The organism is Gardnerella sp. DNF01180P, assembly GCF_049244205.1.
GTDB classification, from domain to species: domain Bacteria; phylum Actinomycetota; class Actinomycetes; order Actinomycetales; family Bifidobacteriaceae; genus Bifidobacterium; species Bifidobacterium swidsinskii.
This window is the reverse complement of record NZ_CP058386.1, coordinates 1,204,432-1,219,060: the sequence shown is the minus strand read 5'-3', so window position 1 is coordinate 1,219,060 and position 14,629 is coordinate 1,204,432. Positions and strand designations below refer to the sequence as shown.

Below are 14,629 nucleotides of genomic sequence, written 5' to 3'. Positions count from 1 at the left end.
GTCAAGATGAAGGAATTCTTCATTCTAGCTTGTGGTGTTTTGTCATGCCTTATTTGAGCTGAATTCAAGAAATTCCTTCATCGGAAATCAGATGGAGGATTTTTTATGAAAATTCGAGTTCGTTGTGACAAGCATTTTACAACATTCGACCTCAAGCTTGATGAGGTTAAAGGCTGGCTTAATATCGACCTTCTTCCCGATGAAAGCGAAGAAGAGTTTGAGAAAAGAGCACAAGAAAAAGTAGATGTTGAGTTTAACCGTCCCGAGTATAACTCTCTGCATAAATATGAGAGGCATAAAGGTTTTACTAAACCTTACAGCTGTGAAGACGGTGAGGAAACTGATGATTATGAGTCTTGCATGAGTGATGTTAGAGACTCTGGCATCTTTTTCAAAACAGTAAATCAGATTAAAGCTTCAGAAGAATATAGGGCAGTTGAGTCATTTGTTTACTCGATTTTAAAGCCGGATGTGGCGGATCTTTTTATGGCTGTCCGTATTAGGAAGATGGCGATTAACGAAAAGGCTGCATCCATGCTTAGCTGTGATGCGTTTGAAACGGATGTCGATTATAAAAAAGCCGTGGATCGCTTGGCTAACAACATTACACAGAAACTTAAGCGGGCTGAGAAAAAATTAGTAAAGAATTTCAAAAAAGCGTCAGATTTTGGCATCCGCCGTGGCTACTTCATAGGAGGAACCAACTCCTCCAATAATCCGAAGGAGGTCATGTAGATGACAATCAAGAAAAGAATTGAACAGTTAGAGCTGATGGCCAAGATCCAAAATCAGCAAATCAAAGAACTTCAATATTCAGTTAGCGAGCTATCGCAGAGATTAAAGGGAGGTGTTCACCATGCAAGCAATGATTCCAATGAATAATTACGGCATTATGGCTGACAAGAACAACACCGCCAGAGTAGACAGCCGATTTATCGCACAGTTCTTTGAAAAAAGGCATTCTAATGTGATTCGTGATATCCAAGCAATAACTGAGCCCAAATCTGGGCTCAGTGAAGAATTTACTGAACTCAACTTTGAGCTCAGTAGTTATAAGGATTCAACAGGCAGAAAGCTTCCGTGTTACTTGCTAACGAGAGATGGATTCACCATTTTAGCAATGGGCTATACAGGTCCTAAAGCAATGAAGTTCAAGGAACTCTATATTAAGCAGTTCAATAAGATGGAAGATTTCATAACAACCCTTGTGTCTGCAAGAGAGATGTTTCCGGTTCTTACAGAAAATATAAGTCTTGTTTATGACCACCCGAAAGCTTATCACTACAGCAACGAGTGCGACATGATCAACCGTCTTGTTTTAGGGATGCCTGCAAAACAAGTAAGAGAAACAAACGGCCTTGAAAAAGGGCAAAGCATACGTCCTTACCTCACATCAGGGCAAATGTATCTAATTGATCGTTTGCAGAAAATTGATGCAGGTCTTCTTATCTCAACACCAGATTTTCAAGCTAGAAAACGCCAGCTTGAATGGTATTTAACCAAGATAGATAAGGAGGCTAAAGATGAGTAAGTCTTATAAAAAACATTTAGAAACGACACCGAACTTTAAGCCTATCGTCTACATTTGTGCTCCCTACCGTGGAGATAAGGAGAAAAACGTGCAACATGCTATTCGGTGTGCGGCTTACGCGTATTCACGCGGGGCAATCCCTATCACTCCACACCTGCTTTTCCCGTTCATGGATGATGAGAATCAAAAGCATAGAGGGGATGCGATGTTTATGGACATTATCCTCTTAGGCAAATGCAACGAGCTGTGGGTGTTTGGAGAAAAAATCACAGGCGGCATGCAAGTAGAAATCAATCTGGCTGAAAAACGCAGGCAGCCGATTAAGTATTTTACGGATAAGGATTTAGGGGGTGAATGTTGATGCTTGAATGCAAAATTTATACAGCTTCCTGTGTGGGAAACAGTAGTAACTGCTTGTATCCTGACGAAGTAAAAGTCTGTGATCGAGATAGTTTTAATAAGGCTATCTCTTTTGATCATGTCACAGCACAATTTACTAACTGTTATAGGTCTAAAGATAATTTCATTTCATCTACCTGTATTCCGATGGACTGTGATAACGACCATTCTGATGTTAGTAAAGACTGGGTGACACCTTTTGATGTTGCTTTAGCGTTTCCGAACGTGTGCTTTTACGCGTCTTATAGTAGAAACCACATGAAAGACAAGCATGGGAAGTGTGCAAGACCACGTTTCCACGTGTATTTTCCAATTGAAGAAGTAAGCGATGCTAAAGCTTATGTGGAGCTTAAAACAAGGATTCAATCAGTATTCCCGTATTTTGACAGTAACGCTCTTGATGCGGCACGTTTCCTCTACGGTGTTAAAACTCCGCTGGTAGAACTTTATGAGGGTGAAAAAACAGTCGTTGATTTTCTCTCGGAAGAAGCTTTTAGTGAATTTGATGCAGAAACAGAAGAAATACCATCAGGGCAGAGAAACTCTAGGCTTAGTCATATTGCCGGAAAACTCATCAAACGTTATGGGGCGACAGATGAAGCACATGAGAAGTTTTTGAGTGAAGCAGAACGGTGTAATCCTCCTTTGCCTGACGCAGAATTATCTAAAATCTGGTATTCGGCTAAAAAGTTCGGGCTTAAAGTAGCAAGTCAAGAAGGTTATATTCCGCCTAGCGAGTATGGCAAAAGCTATGAGGAGTATAAGCCGGATGATTTAACAGATATTGCGATGGCTGAGGTTTTTGCCAAACATAACAAGAATAAGGCTGTTTATACGATGTCTGCCGGCTGGCTTTACTGGACGGGCAAGAAGTGGGAAGCGTCTGAGCTTAAAGTTATGAAACTTTACATGCTTATTGCTAAAAAGGTTTTGAAAAATGCTGGTATCGAGTTTAAGACAGCTTACGAAGAGTTCGTTCAAGCCGAATCATCAGGTGATAAAGAGCAGGCGGATAAAGCGAAAAGTGAAGTGAATCAGGCAAAACAGTATCTTTCGTTTGCTAAGAAGATGAATGATCACAGCAAAGTGTCCGGAATATTGAAACTTGCTAAATCCATGCTGGAAGTTGCAAACGAAGAACTGGACCGTGATGCTTTCATTCTAAACACGCCTTGCGGAATCGTGGATTTAAAGACAGGCATGCTAAAAGCACATGATCCGTGTTTGTACTGCACGAAAATGACCGCTGTTTGCCCTTCACAGGAGAACATGGGATTGTGGCAGACAACGCTTGATATGGTTACCGCAGGTGATAAAGAGTTTCAAACATTTCTTCAAAGCCATGCGGGTAGTACGCTTATAGGTCAAGTGTTTGAAGAATCGCTTTTGCTAGTGTACGGGTCAGGCGGTAACGGTAAGTCGACCGTGTTTAATGCGGAAGCACACGTGCTTGGAGATTATGCGGGGAAAATACCTGCAGAGTCTTTAACCACTCGGGCTAAAAACGTGAAAGTGGATTTAGCGGAGCTTTGCGGTAAAAGGTTTATTCTTGCCTCGGAAACCGAGGAAGGACAAAGGCTATCTATTTCCATGCTGAAACAGATAGCAAGCGTGGATGATATTTCAGCTGAGAGGAAATATTATGCTCCTTTTACGTTTACACCAAGCCACTCAACTATTCTCTACACGAACCATCTACCGAAGGTCGGTTCAAACGATAAGGGAACGTGGCGGAGAATCTTTGTTGCACCGTTTACGAAAGAAATCAAGAATCCGAAAACAGACTATGTTGATGAACTTTTGCAAAAAGCAGGTGGGGCAATACTTCAATGGATGATTGAAGGAGCCAAGCTTTATATCCAAAACAGTTATAAATTCCCTACTTGTAAGGTGGTAGAGCAGGCTAAGGACGCTTATCGGGCTGAAAACGACTGGATAGGTCATTTCATCACTGATTATTGCATTAAGGGCGTGAATGAAACGGAGATGAGTAGGAGTCTTTACTTGTCTTACCGCCAGTGGGCAAACCTTAACGGTGAATATGTTAGAAACGATAGGGATTTTTCTAAGGCTTTACTGTTAGCGGGTTATAGCAAAAAGCGGACGGGTAAAGGCTATCAGTGGTGTGGGCTTTCCATTAATCCTAATTTGCAGGCACAGGAGGATTTTCTTTGATGGAAAACACGGTAAAACTGAAAGATACTTCCTGAAAAATGTATTGGCGTGTAGGCAAATGTTTTACATGGTAAAAACTGGGTTCAGAGAAAAATGTTCTATAGGATTTTTTCATACACGAAAATAGTCTTTGCCTACACGCTACCATGCACGTTTTCAAGAAAGAAAAGCCTGATAAATAGGGGTTTTGTATTGTAGTGTACCCTTTTTCTTTACTTTTTATATAAGAGAAAAAAATAAAAGAAATATAAGTATATATAGAGAAAAGTAAAAGATGGGTCTAAAGCATACATGGCTACACAAAGAACATTCGCCTGATGTAAACGGGCAAAACCAACGAATGAAACAACTCTATTCAATAAATGAAAAATAAGATTTGAGAAAGGTGGAATAAACCATGATTAACAAACAAGAGAGAACAGTAGAAACCTACAAGCAAGCAGGAGCAGCAATGCGACTGACTAAGAGTCTGATTAGCCAATTAGTGGTTGATATCAGCCCGGTGCTTTTAGCGAAAGATCAAGACAGACTGTTAAAAGCCATGAACATGATTGATGAAGTATCTTCGCATGCTGAGGACAATATGTTCAAAGATCACCCACAGCTAAGCAATCACTATATTGACGTGTTTTATGGCGATGTTTCTGATGAGCCTAGAAACGAAGTTGATAAGAAAATCATTGAGATGGCAAAAGAGGTATCTGATGGGCTTTTTACGAGAAAAGGAAACTGAGCGAAAACTCGTCCGTGATGTTAAAGCTGTGGGAGGACTTTGTTTAAAGCTTACGAGTCCTTCTGTTGACGGGCTTCCTGACAGGCTGGTTTTACTTAACGGCGGGAAGATTGGTTTTGTTGAGCTTAAAGCACCAGGTAAAAAGCCTAGAGTTTTACAGGTGAAACGGATGAAGGATTTACAGGCTTTAGGTTTTAAGGTTTTCGTGGTTGATGACAAGAGTTAGATTGGAGGTGTGATTGATGCGATACGAGCCACATGAGTATCAAAAGTATGCGACTGATTTTATTATCACACACCCGGTGTCAGCGGTTTTGCTTGAAATGGGACTTGGTAAGAGTGTGATAAGTCTTACAGCGATTAACGAGCTGATGCTTGACTCTTTTGATGTTTCCAGGACTCTTGTTATTGCTCCTCTTAGGGTTGCGAACACTACGTGGCCTTTAGAGTTAGAAAAGTGGGAGCATTTAAAACACTTGACTTATTCTGTTGTGACGGGTAGTGAGAAGGAGCGGATTCAAGCGCTAAAGACACCTGCTCACGTTTATATTATTAACCGTGAAAACGTGGAGTGGCTGATAATGAAAAGCGGCCTGCCGTTTAATTTTGACATGGTTGTGATAGATGAGCTTTCAAGTTTTAAATCGTATCAGGCGAAACGTTTTAAAGCATTACTGAAGGCTAGGCCGAAAGTTAAAAGGATTGTTGGTCTTACAGGAACTCCTTCTTCTAACGGGCTTATGGATTTGTGGGCTGAGTTTAGGCTGCTTGATATGGGTCAAAGGCTAGGCCGATATATTACGTATTATCGGCAGAACTTTTTTAATCCTGATAAGCGTAACCAGCACATGATTTTTTCCTATAAGCCTAAAGATGGTGCTGAGAGTTTAATCTATAAGCAGATAGCTGATATTACGATTTCGATGAAGTCAAAAGACTATTTGAAAATGCCAGCGTGTGTGATAAACGAGGTGAAAGTAGAGTTATCCGGTAAGGAGCGAAAACTCTACGATGAGCTTAAAGCAGATATGGTGGTGTCGTTGGAGGGTAAAGAGATTGATGCGATTAACGCAGCGTCTCTTTCAAATAAGCTTCTTCAAATGGCATGCGGCGCGGTTTATAACGAGAAAAAAGAAAGCGTTCATATTCATGATCGTAAGCTTGATGCTTTAGAGGATTTAATCGAGGCTGCTAACGGTAAACCGGTGCTTGTAGCTTACTGGTTTAAGCATGATCTTGAGCGGATTAAGAAACGTTTTAACGTGCGTGAGATTAAAACGAGTGCTGATATTGCGGACTGGAATGCCGGCATGATTCCTGTAGCGTTGATTCACCCGGCTTCCGCGGGTCATGGTCTTAACCTACAGGCTGGCGGTTCTACTCTTATCTGGTTTTCCCTGACTTGGAGTTTGGAACTTTACCAGCAAACAAACGCTAGACTTAACCGTCAGGGTCAAACCAGCACGGTTGTAATCCATCACATTATCACTAAGGACACGATTGATGAGGATGTGATGAGGGCTTTAAGCATGAAGGCTAAAGTGCAGGATGCTTTAATCGAGTCGGTTAAGGCAAGACTATCAATTAATGAAGTGAGGGAAAGGGGTTCTAGAGAGAACTTACCTCAAAATGGAGGTAAGAATGAACAAAAAAGAATACTTACGGCAAGCCTATCTTCTTGATAAGCGGATTAAGGCTGATATGGACGAGGTGGTAAGACTGCGTGAGCTTGCTACAAGTGTTTCTTCATTAAGATACGACAGAGAGTATGTGCAGACGACTCGAAGCGTGGAAGCTCCGTTTGTGAAAGCTCTTATAAGGGTTATGGATTTAGAAGCCAAGATTAACATGGAGATTACGATGCTTATCAGTTTGAAAGAGCAGATTTTAGAAGTGATTTCTAAACTTGAAAGCGTGGATGAGCAGATGATTTTACGCTACCGTTACATGAGTAACATGACGTGGGAGGATATTGGTAACGAACTCCATGCTAGCAGAATGACGATTATAAGATGGCATGGTAAAGCGTTAGAGCACATGGTTTTACCAGATAATCTAATCCAAATCTGAAAAAATGGTACGGTTTGGTACGCTCTGATACGAGATGTTACAGCCTTCTATATGGTATTATAAACTTAGCAAAAATTATAAATACTAAGCCTTGAAAGAGTAATCTTTCAGGGCTTTTTTCATGCCCAAAAGGAGGACATAACATGGATCAGATGGTATTGCAAACACAGCAATGGTTAAACAAAACCTATGGTGATGATACTCGTTATACGAAAGTAAAAGAGAGTGGTCATACTGGCTGGGACACTATCAATGGTTTGATTGTTGCATTGCAAATTGAATTAGGAATTCAGCATACAGCTGCTAATTTTGGTGCGGGTACAACACGAAAATTTAATCAACGTTATCCACACGGTGTTAAACAACAAGATGATAGTGATGAGTCGAAAAGTAATGTTTACTCGATTATTCAAGGTGCTTTATGGTGCAAGGGCTATTCGACAAGTAATAATATTACGCAACACTTTTATAGTGGAACAGGGCGTGCTGTTAAAGAGTTGAAGAATGATATGGGTATTGGTGGTGATTCTACTGTAACAATTGATGTAATGAAAGCACTTCTTTCCATGCAACAGTTTGTTTTACTAAATCGTTACGGTGGTACTGGCGTTGTTAGGATTATTCAACAAACTATTAACCGAACCTATAAGAACTATACGGGTATTATTCCTTGTGATGGTTTGTATGGTCGAGAAATGAATACCGCACTTATCCAAATTTTACAGTCGTTAGAAGGTTATTCGCCTGATGATGCCACGGGTAATTTTGGACATGGTACACGACGTAATTTGAAAACTATTAGCAGACAAAACGCTTCTTCCTATGGTAAGTGGGTATGGTTAGCAAAAGCTGTACTTAATTGCATTAGATATGATTGTCTTCAAAATGAGAATTGGGATGATGATTTTGCTGAGCAACTCACCAAATTCCAGAAAGACTACAAGCTTCCAGTCACCGGAGCACTTGATGTTAACACGTGGATGTCGTTGTTAACTAGTAAAGGTAATCCAGACAGAAAAGCAAAAGCATGCGACACACGTTTTGAAATTACTTCGGAATTACTCAATACTCTTAAACGTGACGGATATGAAATTGTTGGACGTTATTTAACAGGTGGCTCGTTTAAAGAAATCCGTGAAGGCGAGCTGAAACGTATTGTTGATGGAGGCTTGAAATATTTCCCTATTTTCCAAGAAAATGGTCGTAATCTTAGTGACTTTACGTATCAAAAAGGTCTTGAACACGGTAAGAAAGCTAGTGAAGCAGCATTATCTAAAGGTGTACCAGCAACAGCAATCTATTTTGCGGTAGACATGGATATTTATGATTATCAGATTGATAGTAACATTATTCCTTATTTTAAAGGTATTAATGAAACTATTGATTCTCGTTACTCAGTGGGTATCTATGCGTCACGTAACGTGTGTACAAGGATATCTAATGTAGGGTTGTCTGCTTCTAGTTTCGTATCAGATATGTCTACTGGTTTTAGTGGCAATCTGGGATTCCCAATTCCTAAGAACTGGAACTATGATCAATTCCATGAAATCTCAGGATTTGGTGGTAAATGGGACTTAGACAAGGTTGCTTACAATGGGAAAATACCAGCCTGTAATAGTGTTAATATCGCAATAAAATATGTTCCTAATAGCTATTTGCCTAAAGAAGTAGATGTTAAAAATATGACTCCTACAATTTTTGAAGCTATTGATTTAGTGAAAAAATTAGAACAAATATACTCTGAATATCAAAAAGAAAAATTAATACATTTAGATCGTCATGTGTCAATGATATATCGTGGGGTATTGAACTTTTTAAGTAAGAAATATTTAAAAGGATATAGTAACTTCTCTATCGCTGTAACTCCTTTTGATGAGGAGTTCGATGAATATTTCAAGTCTAAGCATTCAGAGTTTTACAATCTACTTCAAAAGTTTATCAAACAAGAAATAAGCGATACTAAAGTGGGACTTAACGATTTGCAACATTGGGCAGTAACAACGCTGGCATACACTATCTGGAATACGAGTCCAGATTCGTGGGTCGGTTGGGCTGGAGACTTAGCAACAGGAATGAGAACATTACATAAATATATAGGAAACTATCCTGATCTAGACGTTAGGAAGTCTGCTATTTCAATCATTGGTGCGTATCCTCCATATTCTTCCGATTATTTTATTTCAAAAGGTATCATTATGAATAGTGAGGAGAATGGCAATGAGTGTCATTTTATCGACTTGTGTGATGATGCTGATGCTATAGGAATCTCAAGAATCCTAAAGACAGATAATGGAGTAAATAACTTAAGTGATGCAATGCGTACTTACTATTCAAGTGTTACTAAATCAAAGAGGTATCTTCAATACGCGCGTGATGGATTAGATTTTACTGACATCAACTCGTTAACTAGAACGATTAAGTATGTTATGAATAGTGTTTTAACAAATCTACCTCGTTTTGGTTTAAATACACTTAAAGGTGGAGCTACAGAGCAAGAGCAAAATGCGTGTTGTTATGCTTTTGCTTACTATTTAATGAGACATATTTAATACTGTTGTAAGGGGTAAAATTAATCTTCTACCCCTTACAAATTTTGCGTTTTATATAGTAGATAATCAGAAATGGTATAACGAATGCTATAACCACGTAAGACATGAATATAAAGAAGAATTCTCGCGCAGAAGCATCTGATAAAATCAAAACGGCTGGTGGCAAAAGTATTGCAAAAATAATAGATGGTAGGAACAAAGATTTAGATATTTTTAATGTCGTCTTGTTAATAAAAATGAGATGTAGTGGATATAGATATAGTCCAAGGTCTAAACCTAACCAGATAAAAAACGCTCTATCGTCTATGTACTCAAACGGATGGCCGCTAGGAGATAGGCTGTCGTTTTTAGGTATGCTATCGGCAATCAGTGATAAGACAACTGGAATAATGATAATACAAGCAATATAAGTGTAAAAATATACTATTTGTTTTTTTGTCATAATAAGCATCTCCTACCAATTTATTTTAGTAATTATACAATACGTGCAAGCTTGCTGAAAGGGAGGATGAGTCTTGCCAAGAAAACCTAAAAGACCGTGTTCTTATCAAGGCTGTCCGAACCTAACTGACGGCAGGTTTTGCGAGGAACACTTAAAACAAGAGAACCGACGCTACGAAAAATACGAGCGTCCTTATGATGCTCACAAGCGTTACGGCAGAGCATGGCAGAAAGTGCGGGATTCTTATGTGAAAGAGCATCCTTTCTGTGAGCTTTGCTTTAAGAACCATATGCTTGTGCCGGTAGAACAGGTTCATCATATTAAACCGATTGCTGAAGGCGGAACACACGCTAGAGAGAATCTTATTTCTCTATGCAAATCCTGTCATTCTAAAATTCACGCTAAGCGTGGAGATCGCTGGCATAACAAATAAAAACCACCCCAGGGGCGGTCAAAATCTCTAAAAACCTATTCCCCAGGGAACGGGCGCAGGGTCTCGCGTGCAAAAACAGCGTATTCAAAAGGGTAATAGGCAAAATCAGACACAAAAATTTTTTAATAGTTAAAACTCATGCGGGAAGGAGGCGAAAAGTTTGCCTACAAAATCAAATAATATTGGCGGTCGTGGCGGCAGACGCGTGGGTGCCGGGCGTAAAAAGAAAGCGGTTGTTGAAAAAGCTAGTGAAGGAAACCCCGGCGGTAGGCCTTTAAGCGTTCTTGATATTCCGGAGCTTGAAGGTGCTGAAATGCCTCAGCCTCACGAGTTTTTATCCGCCACGCAAAAAGACGGTACTCAGCTTCAGGCTAGAGAAATTTTTGAAGAAACGTGGAAGTGGCTAAAAGACATTGGTGTGAGCAGTAAAGTCCCGTCTCCTCTTATTGAACGGTATGCGATGAGCTGTGCTCGTTGGATTCAATGCGAGGAAGTAACCAGTAAGCTCGGGTTTCTTTCCAAGCATCCGACCACGGGTAAACCGATACCATCGCCTTTTATCAATATTGGTATTAACTACATGAATCAGGCGGTCAGGCTTTGGAATGAGATTTTTCAGATTGTGAAAGAAAACTGTTCGACTGAGTTTGATGGTGTTTCACCTCAAAACGATTTAATGGAACGCCTGCTTTTAACACGTAAAAAATTATAAGGAGAAAAAATTATGATAGAAAAAGTAAATCCAAGTCACCCGGACAAGATTGCGGATCGTATTGCCGGAGCAATTGTTGATCTGGCTTACAAGCTGGATGAGAACCCGAAGATTGCTGTTGAAGTGATGCTCGGGCATGGTAAGTGTGCCGTGTTTATTGAAAGCACGGTGATGTTTAAGTTTAAGGATATTAAAAATATTATCCACCGTTTAAGCCCTGGGAAAGTAAAGATTGATATTACGGTCGTGCCGCAGGATAAGCATTTAAGCCAAAACCAAAACGGCATGGTTCGCTGCGCTGATAACGGGATTTTTAAAGGCGTACCGCTAACAGACGAACAGAAGAAACTCGCGGCTATTGTTCGAAAGGTTTATGAAAAGTATCCGTATGACGGCAAGTATGTTCTTGATGGTGAAAAGCTTATCATCTGCCAGTCTCACGCTAAACGAGAAGACTTATTGAAAGACTATCCGAATGCGTTTGTTAATCCTTTAGGCGACTGGACGGGTGGTATCAGCGTTGATACGGGAGCGGTTAACCGAAAACTCGGGTCAGACATGGCTGATGCTGTCACGGGCGGCGGTCTTCATGGTAAGGATCTTACGAAAGCTGACGTGTCGGTTAACATTTACGCATTTTTGAAAGCACAGGAAACCGGCCGTGTGGTTGAGTTTTCTTGTGCTATCGGGGACGAAATGGTTGATGGTAAACCGTATTCGCAGATTGTGAAAATTGCGAAAGATTATATTGACTCGGTGGGTGGTTTTGAAAAGCTGGCTTGCTGGGGTCTTTTCTAACGGGAGGAAAGCTTATGGAAAAAGAAATGCAGTATTATTTGGCTGACGTAAGTGAGCTTATCCCGTATGTGAGAAACGCTCGCACGCACTCTGAGGCGCAAGTAGCTCAGATAGCGGCAAGTATTCGCGAGTTTGGTTTTCTATCCCCAATTCTAGTGGCGGAAGATAATACGATTCTCGCAGGCCACGGCAGGCTTGCCGCGGCATTAAAACTGGGTCTTAAAAAAGTTCCGTGTGTGAAAGAAAATCATTTAACTGAAACACAAAAGCGTGCGTATATTATTGCGGATAATAAGCTTTCACTTAACGCAGGCTGGGATAATGAGCTATTAGCAGTCGAGTTGTCGGAGCTTGAAGGAGCTGATTTTAATCTTGATCTTCTCGGGTTTGACGAGGCGGAGCTTTCCAGTATTTTTGATGCTGATAAAGACGTAAGCGATGATGATTTTGATGTTGAAAAAGAATTGGAAGAACCGTGTTTTTCTAAAACAGGTGACATATGGATGCTTGGTAAGCATCGTATTATTTGCGGTGATTCAACCGATTCTTCTACGTTTGAAAAACTACTCGGTGAAACAAAGGTAAATCTTGTTTGCACGGACGCACCTTATTTCGTAAACCTTGAAAACGCGTCAGGGAAAATTAAAAACGATGATTTAAGCGATAAAGAAGGCTACGAGTTTTTAATGAAAGTTTTTACCAACTTCAAAAACTCTATGGCAGCTGACGCGTCTATTTACGAGTTTTACGCAACGATGAAAGCGCGTGTTTTCTACGATGCTTTTGAGGACGCGGGTTTTAAGGTGGCGGCAGGTTTGATTTGGAAAAAGCCGAGAGCACCGCTGATGCGAACGGACTGGAAGTTTAATATGGAGCCGATTATTTACGGTTGGCGTAAAGACGGTAAACATAAGTGGTATGGCGATCAGAAACAGACAGCCGTGTTTGAGTTCGATGGGATTAAAAACTCGAAGGAAGAAGGCTGTGGGCATCCTTCCAGTAAGCCCGTGCCGCTGATTGCTTATCTTATTAAACAAAGCACGCAAACAAACAGTGTTGTGTTAGACGGGTTTTTAGGATCAGCGTCCACGCTTATAGCCTGTGAGCAGATTGGCAGAGTTTGTTTTGGAGTGGAGCTTGAACCTAAATTCATTGACGTTGCGGTTAAACGGTATATGAAGTTTCACGATGATAAAACCAAGGACGTGCTTCTTATGCGGGATGGGAAACAGTATAGCTTTAAGCAGGCAATTGAAATGATGAAAGAGGCTGGCGATGAGTAAAACACTTACACTCGCCAGCCTTTTTGATGGTTCGGGCGGTTTTCCTTTAGCGGCTACGCTTACGGGGATTAAACCTTTATGGGCAAGTGAAATTGAGCCGTTTCCTATAAGAGTTACCACTAAAAGATTGCCTTATGTTAAGCATTTAGGTGATGTGTCAAAGATTAACGGTGATGCTGTGGATGCGGTTGATATTATCACGTTTGGAAGTCCATGTCAGGACATGTCGATTGCTGGTAAACGGGCAGGCCTTAGCGGTTCTCGCTCGAACCTGTTTTTTGAAGCGGTTCGGATTATTAAAGAGATGAGGAGGAAAACAGGTGGACAAAAACCAAGATATATCGTTTGGGAGAACGTTCCGGGAGCGTTTTCCTCAAATAAAGGAGAAGACTTCGAGAAAGTTATCAAAGAAATCTGTGCTGTCAAAGGACATTCGTTTAATGCTCCTAGACCTGAAAAATGGAGCAGTGCAGGACTTGTCATGGCAGAAGATTTCTCACTCGCATGGAGGGTACTTGATGCTTCATACTTCGGAGTACCCCAGAGAAGAAAACGTATCTTTCTTGTCGCAGATTTTGATGGACAAAGTGCCGGAAAAATATTATTTGAGCAAGAAAGCCTGCCTGGGGATTTTACGGCGAGCGGAAAGCCGTGGCAAGAAACTGCCGGATATTCTAAAACAGGCACTGGTGAATCAATCGAAAGATACTGTTTAAACGATCAGGGCGGAAACAGAATGGACGTGTTTGAAAACAAAAGCGGCACGCTTACAGCAAGCGTGGGAAACCATCCACCGCTCGTGTTTGAAAATCACGGACAGGACTCTAGATTTAAAGGCCCGATAGATATTAGTAATACCATAGGAGCAAGTCTTGGAACCGGCGGGAATAATCAGCCTTTTGTGGTTTGTGATAAAACCTGTTTTGACGTTCGTCTAACATCGCTCAACACGAAAAACAAGCGTGCTAAAGTGTATGAAACGAAACTGGCAAGAACAATTAACACAGGGCTAAACTCGCCTGAAGCTAATCAAGGCGGTCTTGCAATAGTGTACTCTACGAGTAAAAACTCGCATCACACGAATGCTCGGGCTGAAATGACAGACACGCTTGTGGCAAGTGACTATAAAGATCCTCCTGTCGTAAACGATATGAATGAGGATAAACACTATGTGGTTAGACGTTTAACACCGAAAGAATGCGCAAGACTGCAGGGCTTTCCTGACTGTTGGTGTGATAATCTTCAAACAGAAAATCCAAGCGATGAAGAGCTTATCTTTTGGCAGGATGTGTTTGAAACACATCGAAAACTAGTCACGAACGCCTGTAAGCCTAAAAGCAAAAACCAGATAATCAAATGGCTTAAAAATCCTCACACTGATTCAGCGGAATACAAGATGTGGGGCAACGGCGTGGCACTTCCCTGCGTGTATTTCGTTCTCAAAAATATCGCTTATTTTCAGGCGAAAGAAAGCACATAAGACTTGCTATAAACCTTCTTTAGA

16 protein-coding genes are annotated in these 14,629 nt (G+C 40.8%); 15 read left to right on the top strand and 1 reads right to left on the bottom strand.

The features are described from left to right. Nucleotides 1–105 precede the first annotated feature (105 nt). From HXT40_RS04810 to HXT40_RS04765, 10 genes are all read left to right on the top strand, one after another. Nucleotides 106–735, top strand: coding sequence for a hypothetical protein (locus HXT40_RS04810; RefSeq protein ID WP_065189565.1), 630 nt, complete (start codon nucleotides 106–108; stop codon nucleotides 733–735). After that, nucleotides 736–882, top strand: a complete 147-nt coding sequence (locus HXT40_RS04805; protein WP_180946766.1) for a hypothetical protein — start codon at nucleotides 736–738, stop codon at nucleotides 880–882. Beyond that, nucleotides 857–1,531: a Rha family transcriptional regulator gene (locus HXT40_RS04800; protein ID WP_065189564.1), complete on the top strand. Its 675-nt coding sequence runs from the start codon at nucleotides 857–859 to the stop codon at nucleotides 1,529–1,531. Before HXT40_RS04805 ends, HXT40_RS04800 begins: the two co-directional genes overlap by 26 nt. Next, entirely contained in the window at nucleotides 1,524–1,892 is a 369-nt protein-coding gene (locus HXT40_RS04795; RefSeq protein WP_065189563.1) for a DUF4406 domain-containing protein, read from the top strand. Before HXT40_RS04800 ends, HXT40_RS04795 begins: the two co-directional genes overlap by 8 nt. Continuing rightward, nucleotides 1,886–4,105, top strand: coding sequence for a phage/plasmid primase, P4 family (locus HXT40_RS04790; RefSeq protein WP_231108426.1), 2,220 nt, complete (start codon nucleotides 1,886–1,888; stop codon nucleotides 4,103–4,105). The genes HXT40_RS04795 and HXT40_RS04790 overlap by 7 nt, the downstream gene beginning before the upstream one ends. A 451-nt stretch (nucleotides 4,106–4,556) precedes the next feature. Beyond that, nucleotides 4,557–4,838 carry a hypothetical protein gene (locus HXT40_RS04785; RefSeq protein WP_231108433.1) on the top strand — a complete coding sequence of 94 codons (282 nt, stop codon included), beginning with the start codon at nucleotides 4,557–4,559 and terminating at the stop codon, nucleotides 4,836–4,838. Continuing rightward, on the top strand, nucleotides 4,810–5,064 hold the full coding sequence (locus tag HXT40_RS04780; RefSeq protein ID WP_421777182.1) for a VRR-NUC domain-containing protein: 255 nt from the start codon (nucleotides 4,810–4,812) through the stop codon (nucleotides 5,062–5,064). The genes HXT40_RS04785 and HXT40_RS04780 overlap by 29 nt, the downstream gene beginning before the upstream one ends. A gap of 16 nt (nucleotides 5,065–5,080) precedes the next feature. Then, nucleotides 5,081–6,520 carry an SNF2-related protein gene (locus HXT40_RS04775; RefSeq protein WP_065189593.1) on the top strand — a complete coding sequence of 480 codons (1,440 nt, stop codon included), beginning with the start codon at nucleotides 5,081–5,083 and terminating at the stop codon, nucleotides 6,518–6,520. Continuing rightward, nucleotides 6,480–6,908, top strand: a complete 429-nt coding sequence (locus HXT40_RS04770) for a sigma factor-like helix-turn-helix DNA-binding protein (RefSeq protein ID WP_065189592.1) — start codon at nucleotides 6,480–6,482, stop codon at nucleotides 6,906–6,908. The genes HXT40_RS04775 and HXT40_RS04770 overlap by 41 nt, the downstream gene beginning before the upstream one ends. A gap of 143 nt (nucleotides 6,909–7,051) precedes the next feature. Then, nucleotides 7,052–9,457: a glycoside hydrolase domain-containing protein gene (locus HXT40_RS04765; RefSeq protein WP_101888631.1), complete on the top strand. Its 2,406-nt coding sequence runs from the start codon at nucleotides 7,052–7,054 to the stop codon at nucleotides 9,455–9,457. A gap of 28 nt (nucleotides 9,458–9,485) precedes the next feature. Here the strand turns inward: HXT40_RS04765 and HXT40_RS04760 are convergent, their stop codons facing one another. After that, complete coding sequence (locus HXT40_RS04760; RefSeq protein ID WP_101888632.1) at nucleotides 9,486–9,899, bottom strand: hypothetical protein; 414 nt, start codon at nucleotides 9,897–9,899, stop codon at nucleotides 9,486–9,488. A gap of 73 nt (nucleotides 9,900–9,972) precedes the next feature. On the opposite strand from HXT40_RS04760, the gene HXT40_RS04755 reads away from it, so the two are divergent. The 5 genes from HXT40_RS04755 to dcm all read left to right on the top strand — a co-directional run bounded on the left by HXT40_RS04755 (nucleotide 9,973) and on the right by dcm (nucleotide 14,605). Next, nucleotides 9,973–10,332, top strand: a complete 360-nt coding sequence (locus tag HXT40_RS04755) for an HNH endonuclease (protein WP_020760705.1) — start codon at nucleotides 9,973–9,975, stop codon at nucleotides 10,330–10,332. 160 nt (nucleotides 10,333–10,492) lie between these two features. Then, nucleotides 10,493–11,044 (top strand): P27 family phage terminase small subunit, encoded by a 552-nt coding sequence (locus HXT40_RS04750; RefSeq protein WP_101890248.1) that lies wholly within the window; start codon nucleotides 10,493–10,495, stop codon nucleotides 11,042–11,044. Between the two features lie 12 nt (nucleotides 11,045–11,056). Further along, nucleotides 11,057–11,842 carry an S-adenosylmethionine synthetase N-terminal domain-containing protein gene (locus tag HXT40_RS04745; protein WP_004117103.1) on the top strand — a complete coding sequence of 262 codons (786 nt, stop codon included), beginning with the start codon at nucleotides 11,057–11,059 and terminating at the stop codon, nucleotides 11,840–11,842. A 14-nt stretch (nucleotides 11,843–11,856) separates the two neighbouring features. Further along, nucleotides 11,857–13,125 (top strand): site-specific DNA-methyltransferase, encoded by a 1,269-nt coding sequence (locus HXT40_RS04740; protein WP_421777181.1) that lies wholly within the window; start codon nucleotides 11,857–11,859, stop codon nucleotides 13,123–13,125. Beyond that, complete coding sequence (gene dcm, locus HXT40_RS04735) at nucleotides 13,118–14,605, top strand: DNA (cytosine-5-)-methyltransferase (RefSeq protein WP_065189449.1); 1,488 nt, start codon at nucleotides 13,118–13,120, stop codon at nucleotides 14,603–14,605. The genes HXT40_RS04740 and dcm overlap by 8 nt, the downstream gene beginning before the upstream one ends. Nucleotides 14,606–14,629 lie beyond the last annotated feature (24 nt).

Bases quoted from the DNA above. Each gene is read 5' to 3' on its own strand.
- HXT40_RS04800 (WP_065189564.1), top strand. From the start codon at position 857: ATGCAAGCAATGATTCCAATGAATAATTACGGCATTATGGCTGACAAG.
- HXT40_RS04795 (WP_065189563.1), top strand. From the start codon at position 1,524: ATGAGTAAGTCTTATAAAAAACATTTAGAAACGACACCGAACTTTAAG.
- HXT40_RS04790 (WP_231108426.1), top strand. From the start codon at position 1,886: ATGTTGATGCTTGAATGCAAAATTTATACAGCTTCCTGTGTGGGAAAC.
- HXT40_RS04785 (WP_231108433.1), top strand. From the start codon at position 4,557: ATGCGACTGACTAAGAGTCTGATTAGCCAATTAGTGGTTGATATCAGC.
- HXT40_RS04810 (WP_065189565.1), top strand. From the start codon at position 106: ATGAAAATTCGAGTTCGTTGTGACAAGCATTTTACAACATTCGACCTC.
- HXT40_RS04760 (WP_101888632.1), bottom strand. From the start codon at position 9,899: ATGACAAAAAAACAAATAGTATATTTTTACACTTATATTGCTTGTATT.
- HXT40_RS04770 (WP_065189592.1), top strand. From the start codon at position 6,480: ATGAACAAAAAAGAATACTTACGGCAAGCCTATCTTCTTGATAAGCGG.
- HXT40_RS04805 (WP_180946766.1), top strand. From the start codon at position 736: ATGACAATCAAGAAAAGAATTGAACAGTTAGAGCTGATGGCCAAGATC.
- HXT40_RS04745 (WP_004117103.1), top strand. From the start codon at position 11,057: ATGATAGAAAAAGTAAATCCAAGTCACCCGGACAAGATTGCGGATCGT.
- HXT40_RS04780 (WP_421777182.1), top strand. From the start codon at position 4,810: ATGGGCTTTTTACGAGAAAAGGAAACTGAGCGAAAACTCGTCCGTGAT.
- HXT40_RS04765 (WP_101888631.1), top strand. From the start codon at position 7,052: ATGGATCAGATGGTATTGCAAACACAGCAATGGTTAAACAAAACCTAT.
- dcm (WP_065189449.1), top strand. From the start codon at position 13,118: ATGAGTAAAACACTTACACTCGCCAGCCTTTTTGATGGTTCGGGCGGT.
- HXT40_RS04740 (WP_421777181.1), top strand. From the start codon at position 11,857: ATGGAAAAAGAAATGCAGTATTATTTGGCTGACGTAAGTGAGCTTATC.
- HXT40_RS04775 (WP_065189593.1), top strand. From the start codon at position 5,081: ATGCGATACGAGCCACATGAGTATCAAAAGTATGCGACTGATTTTATT.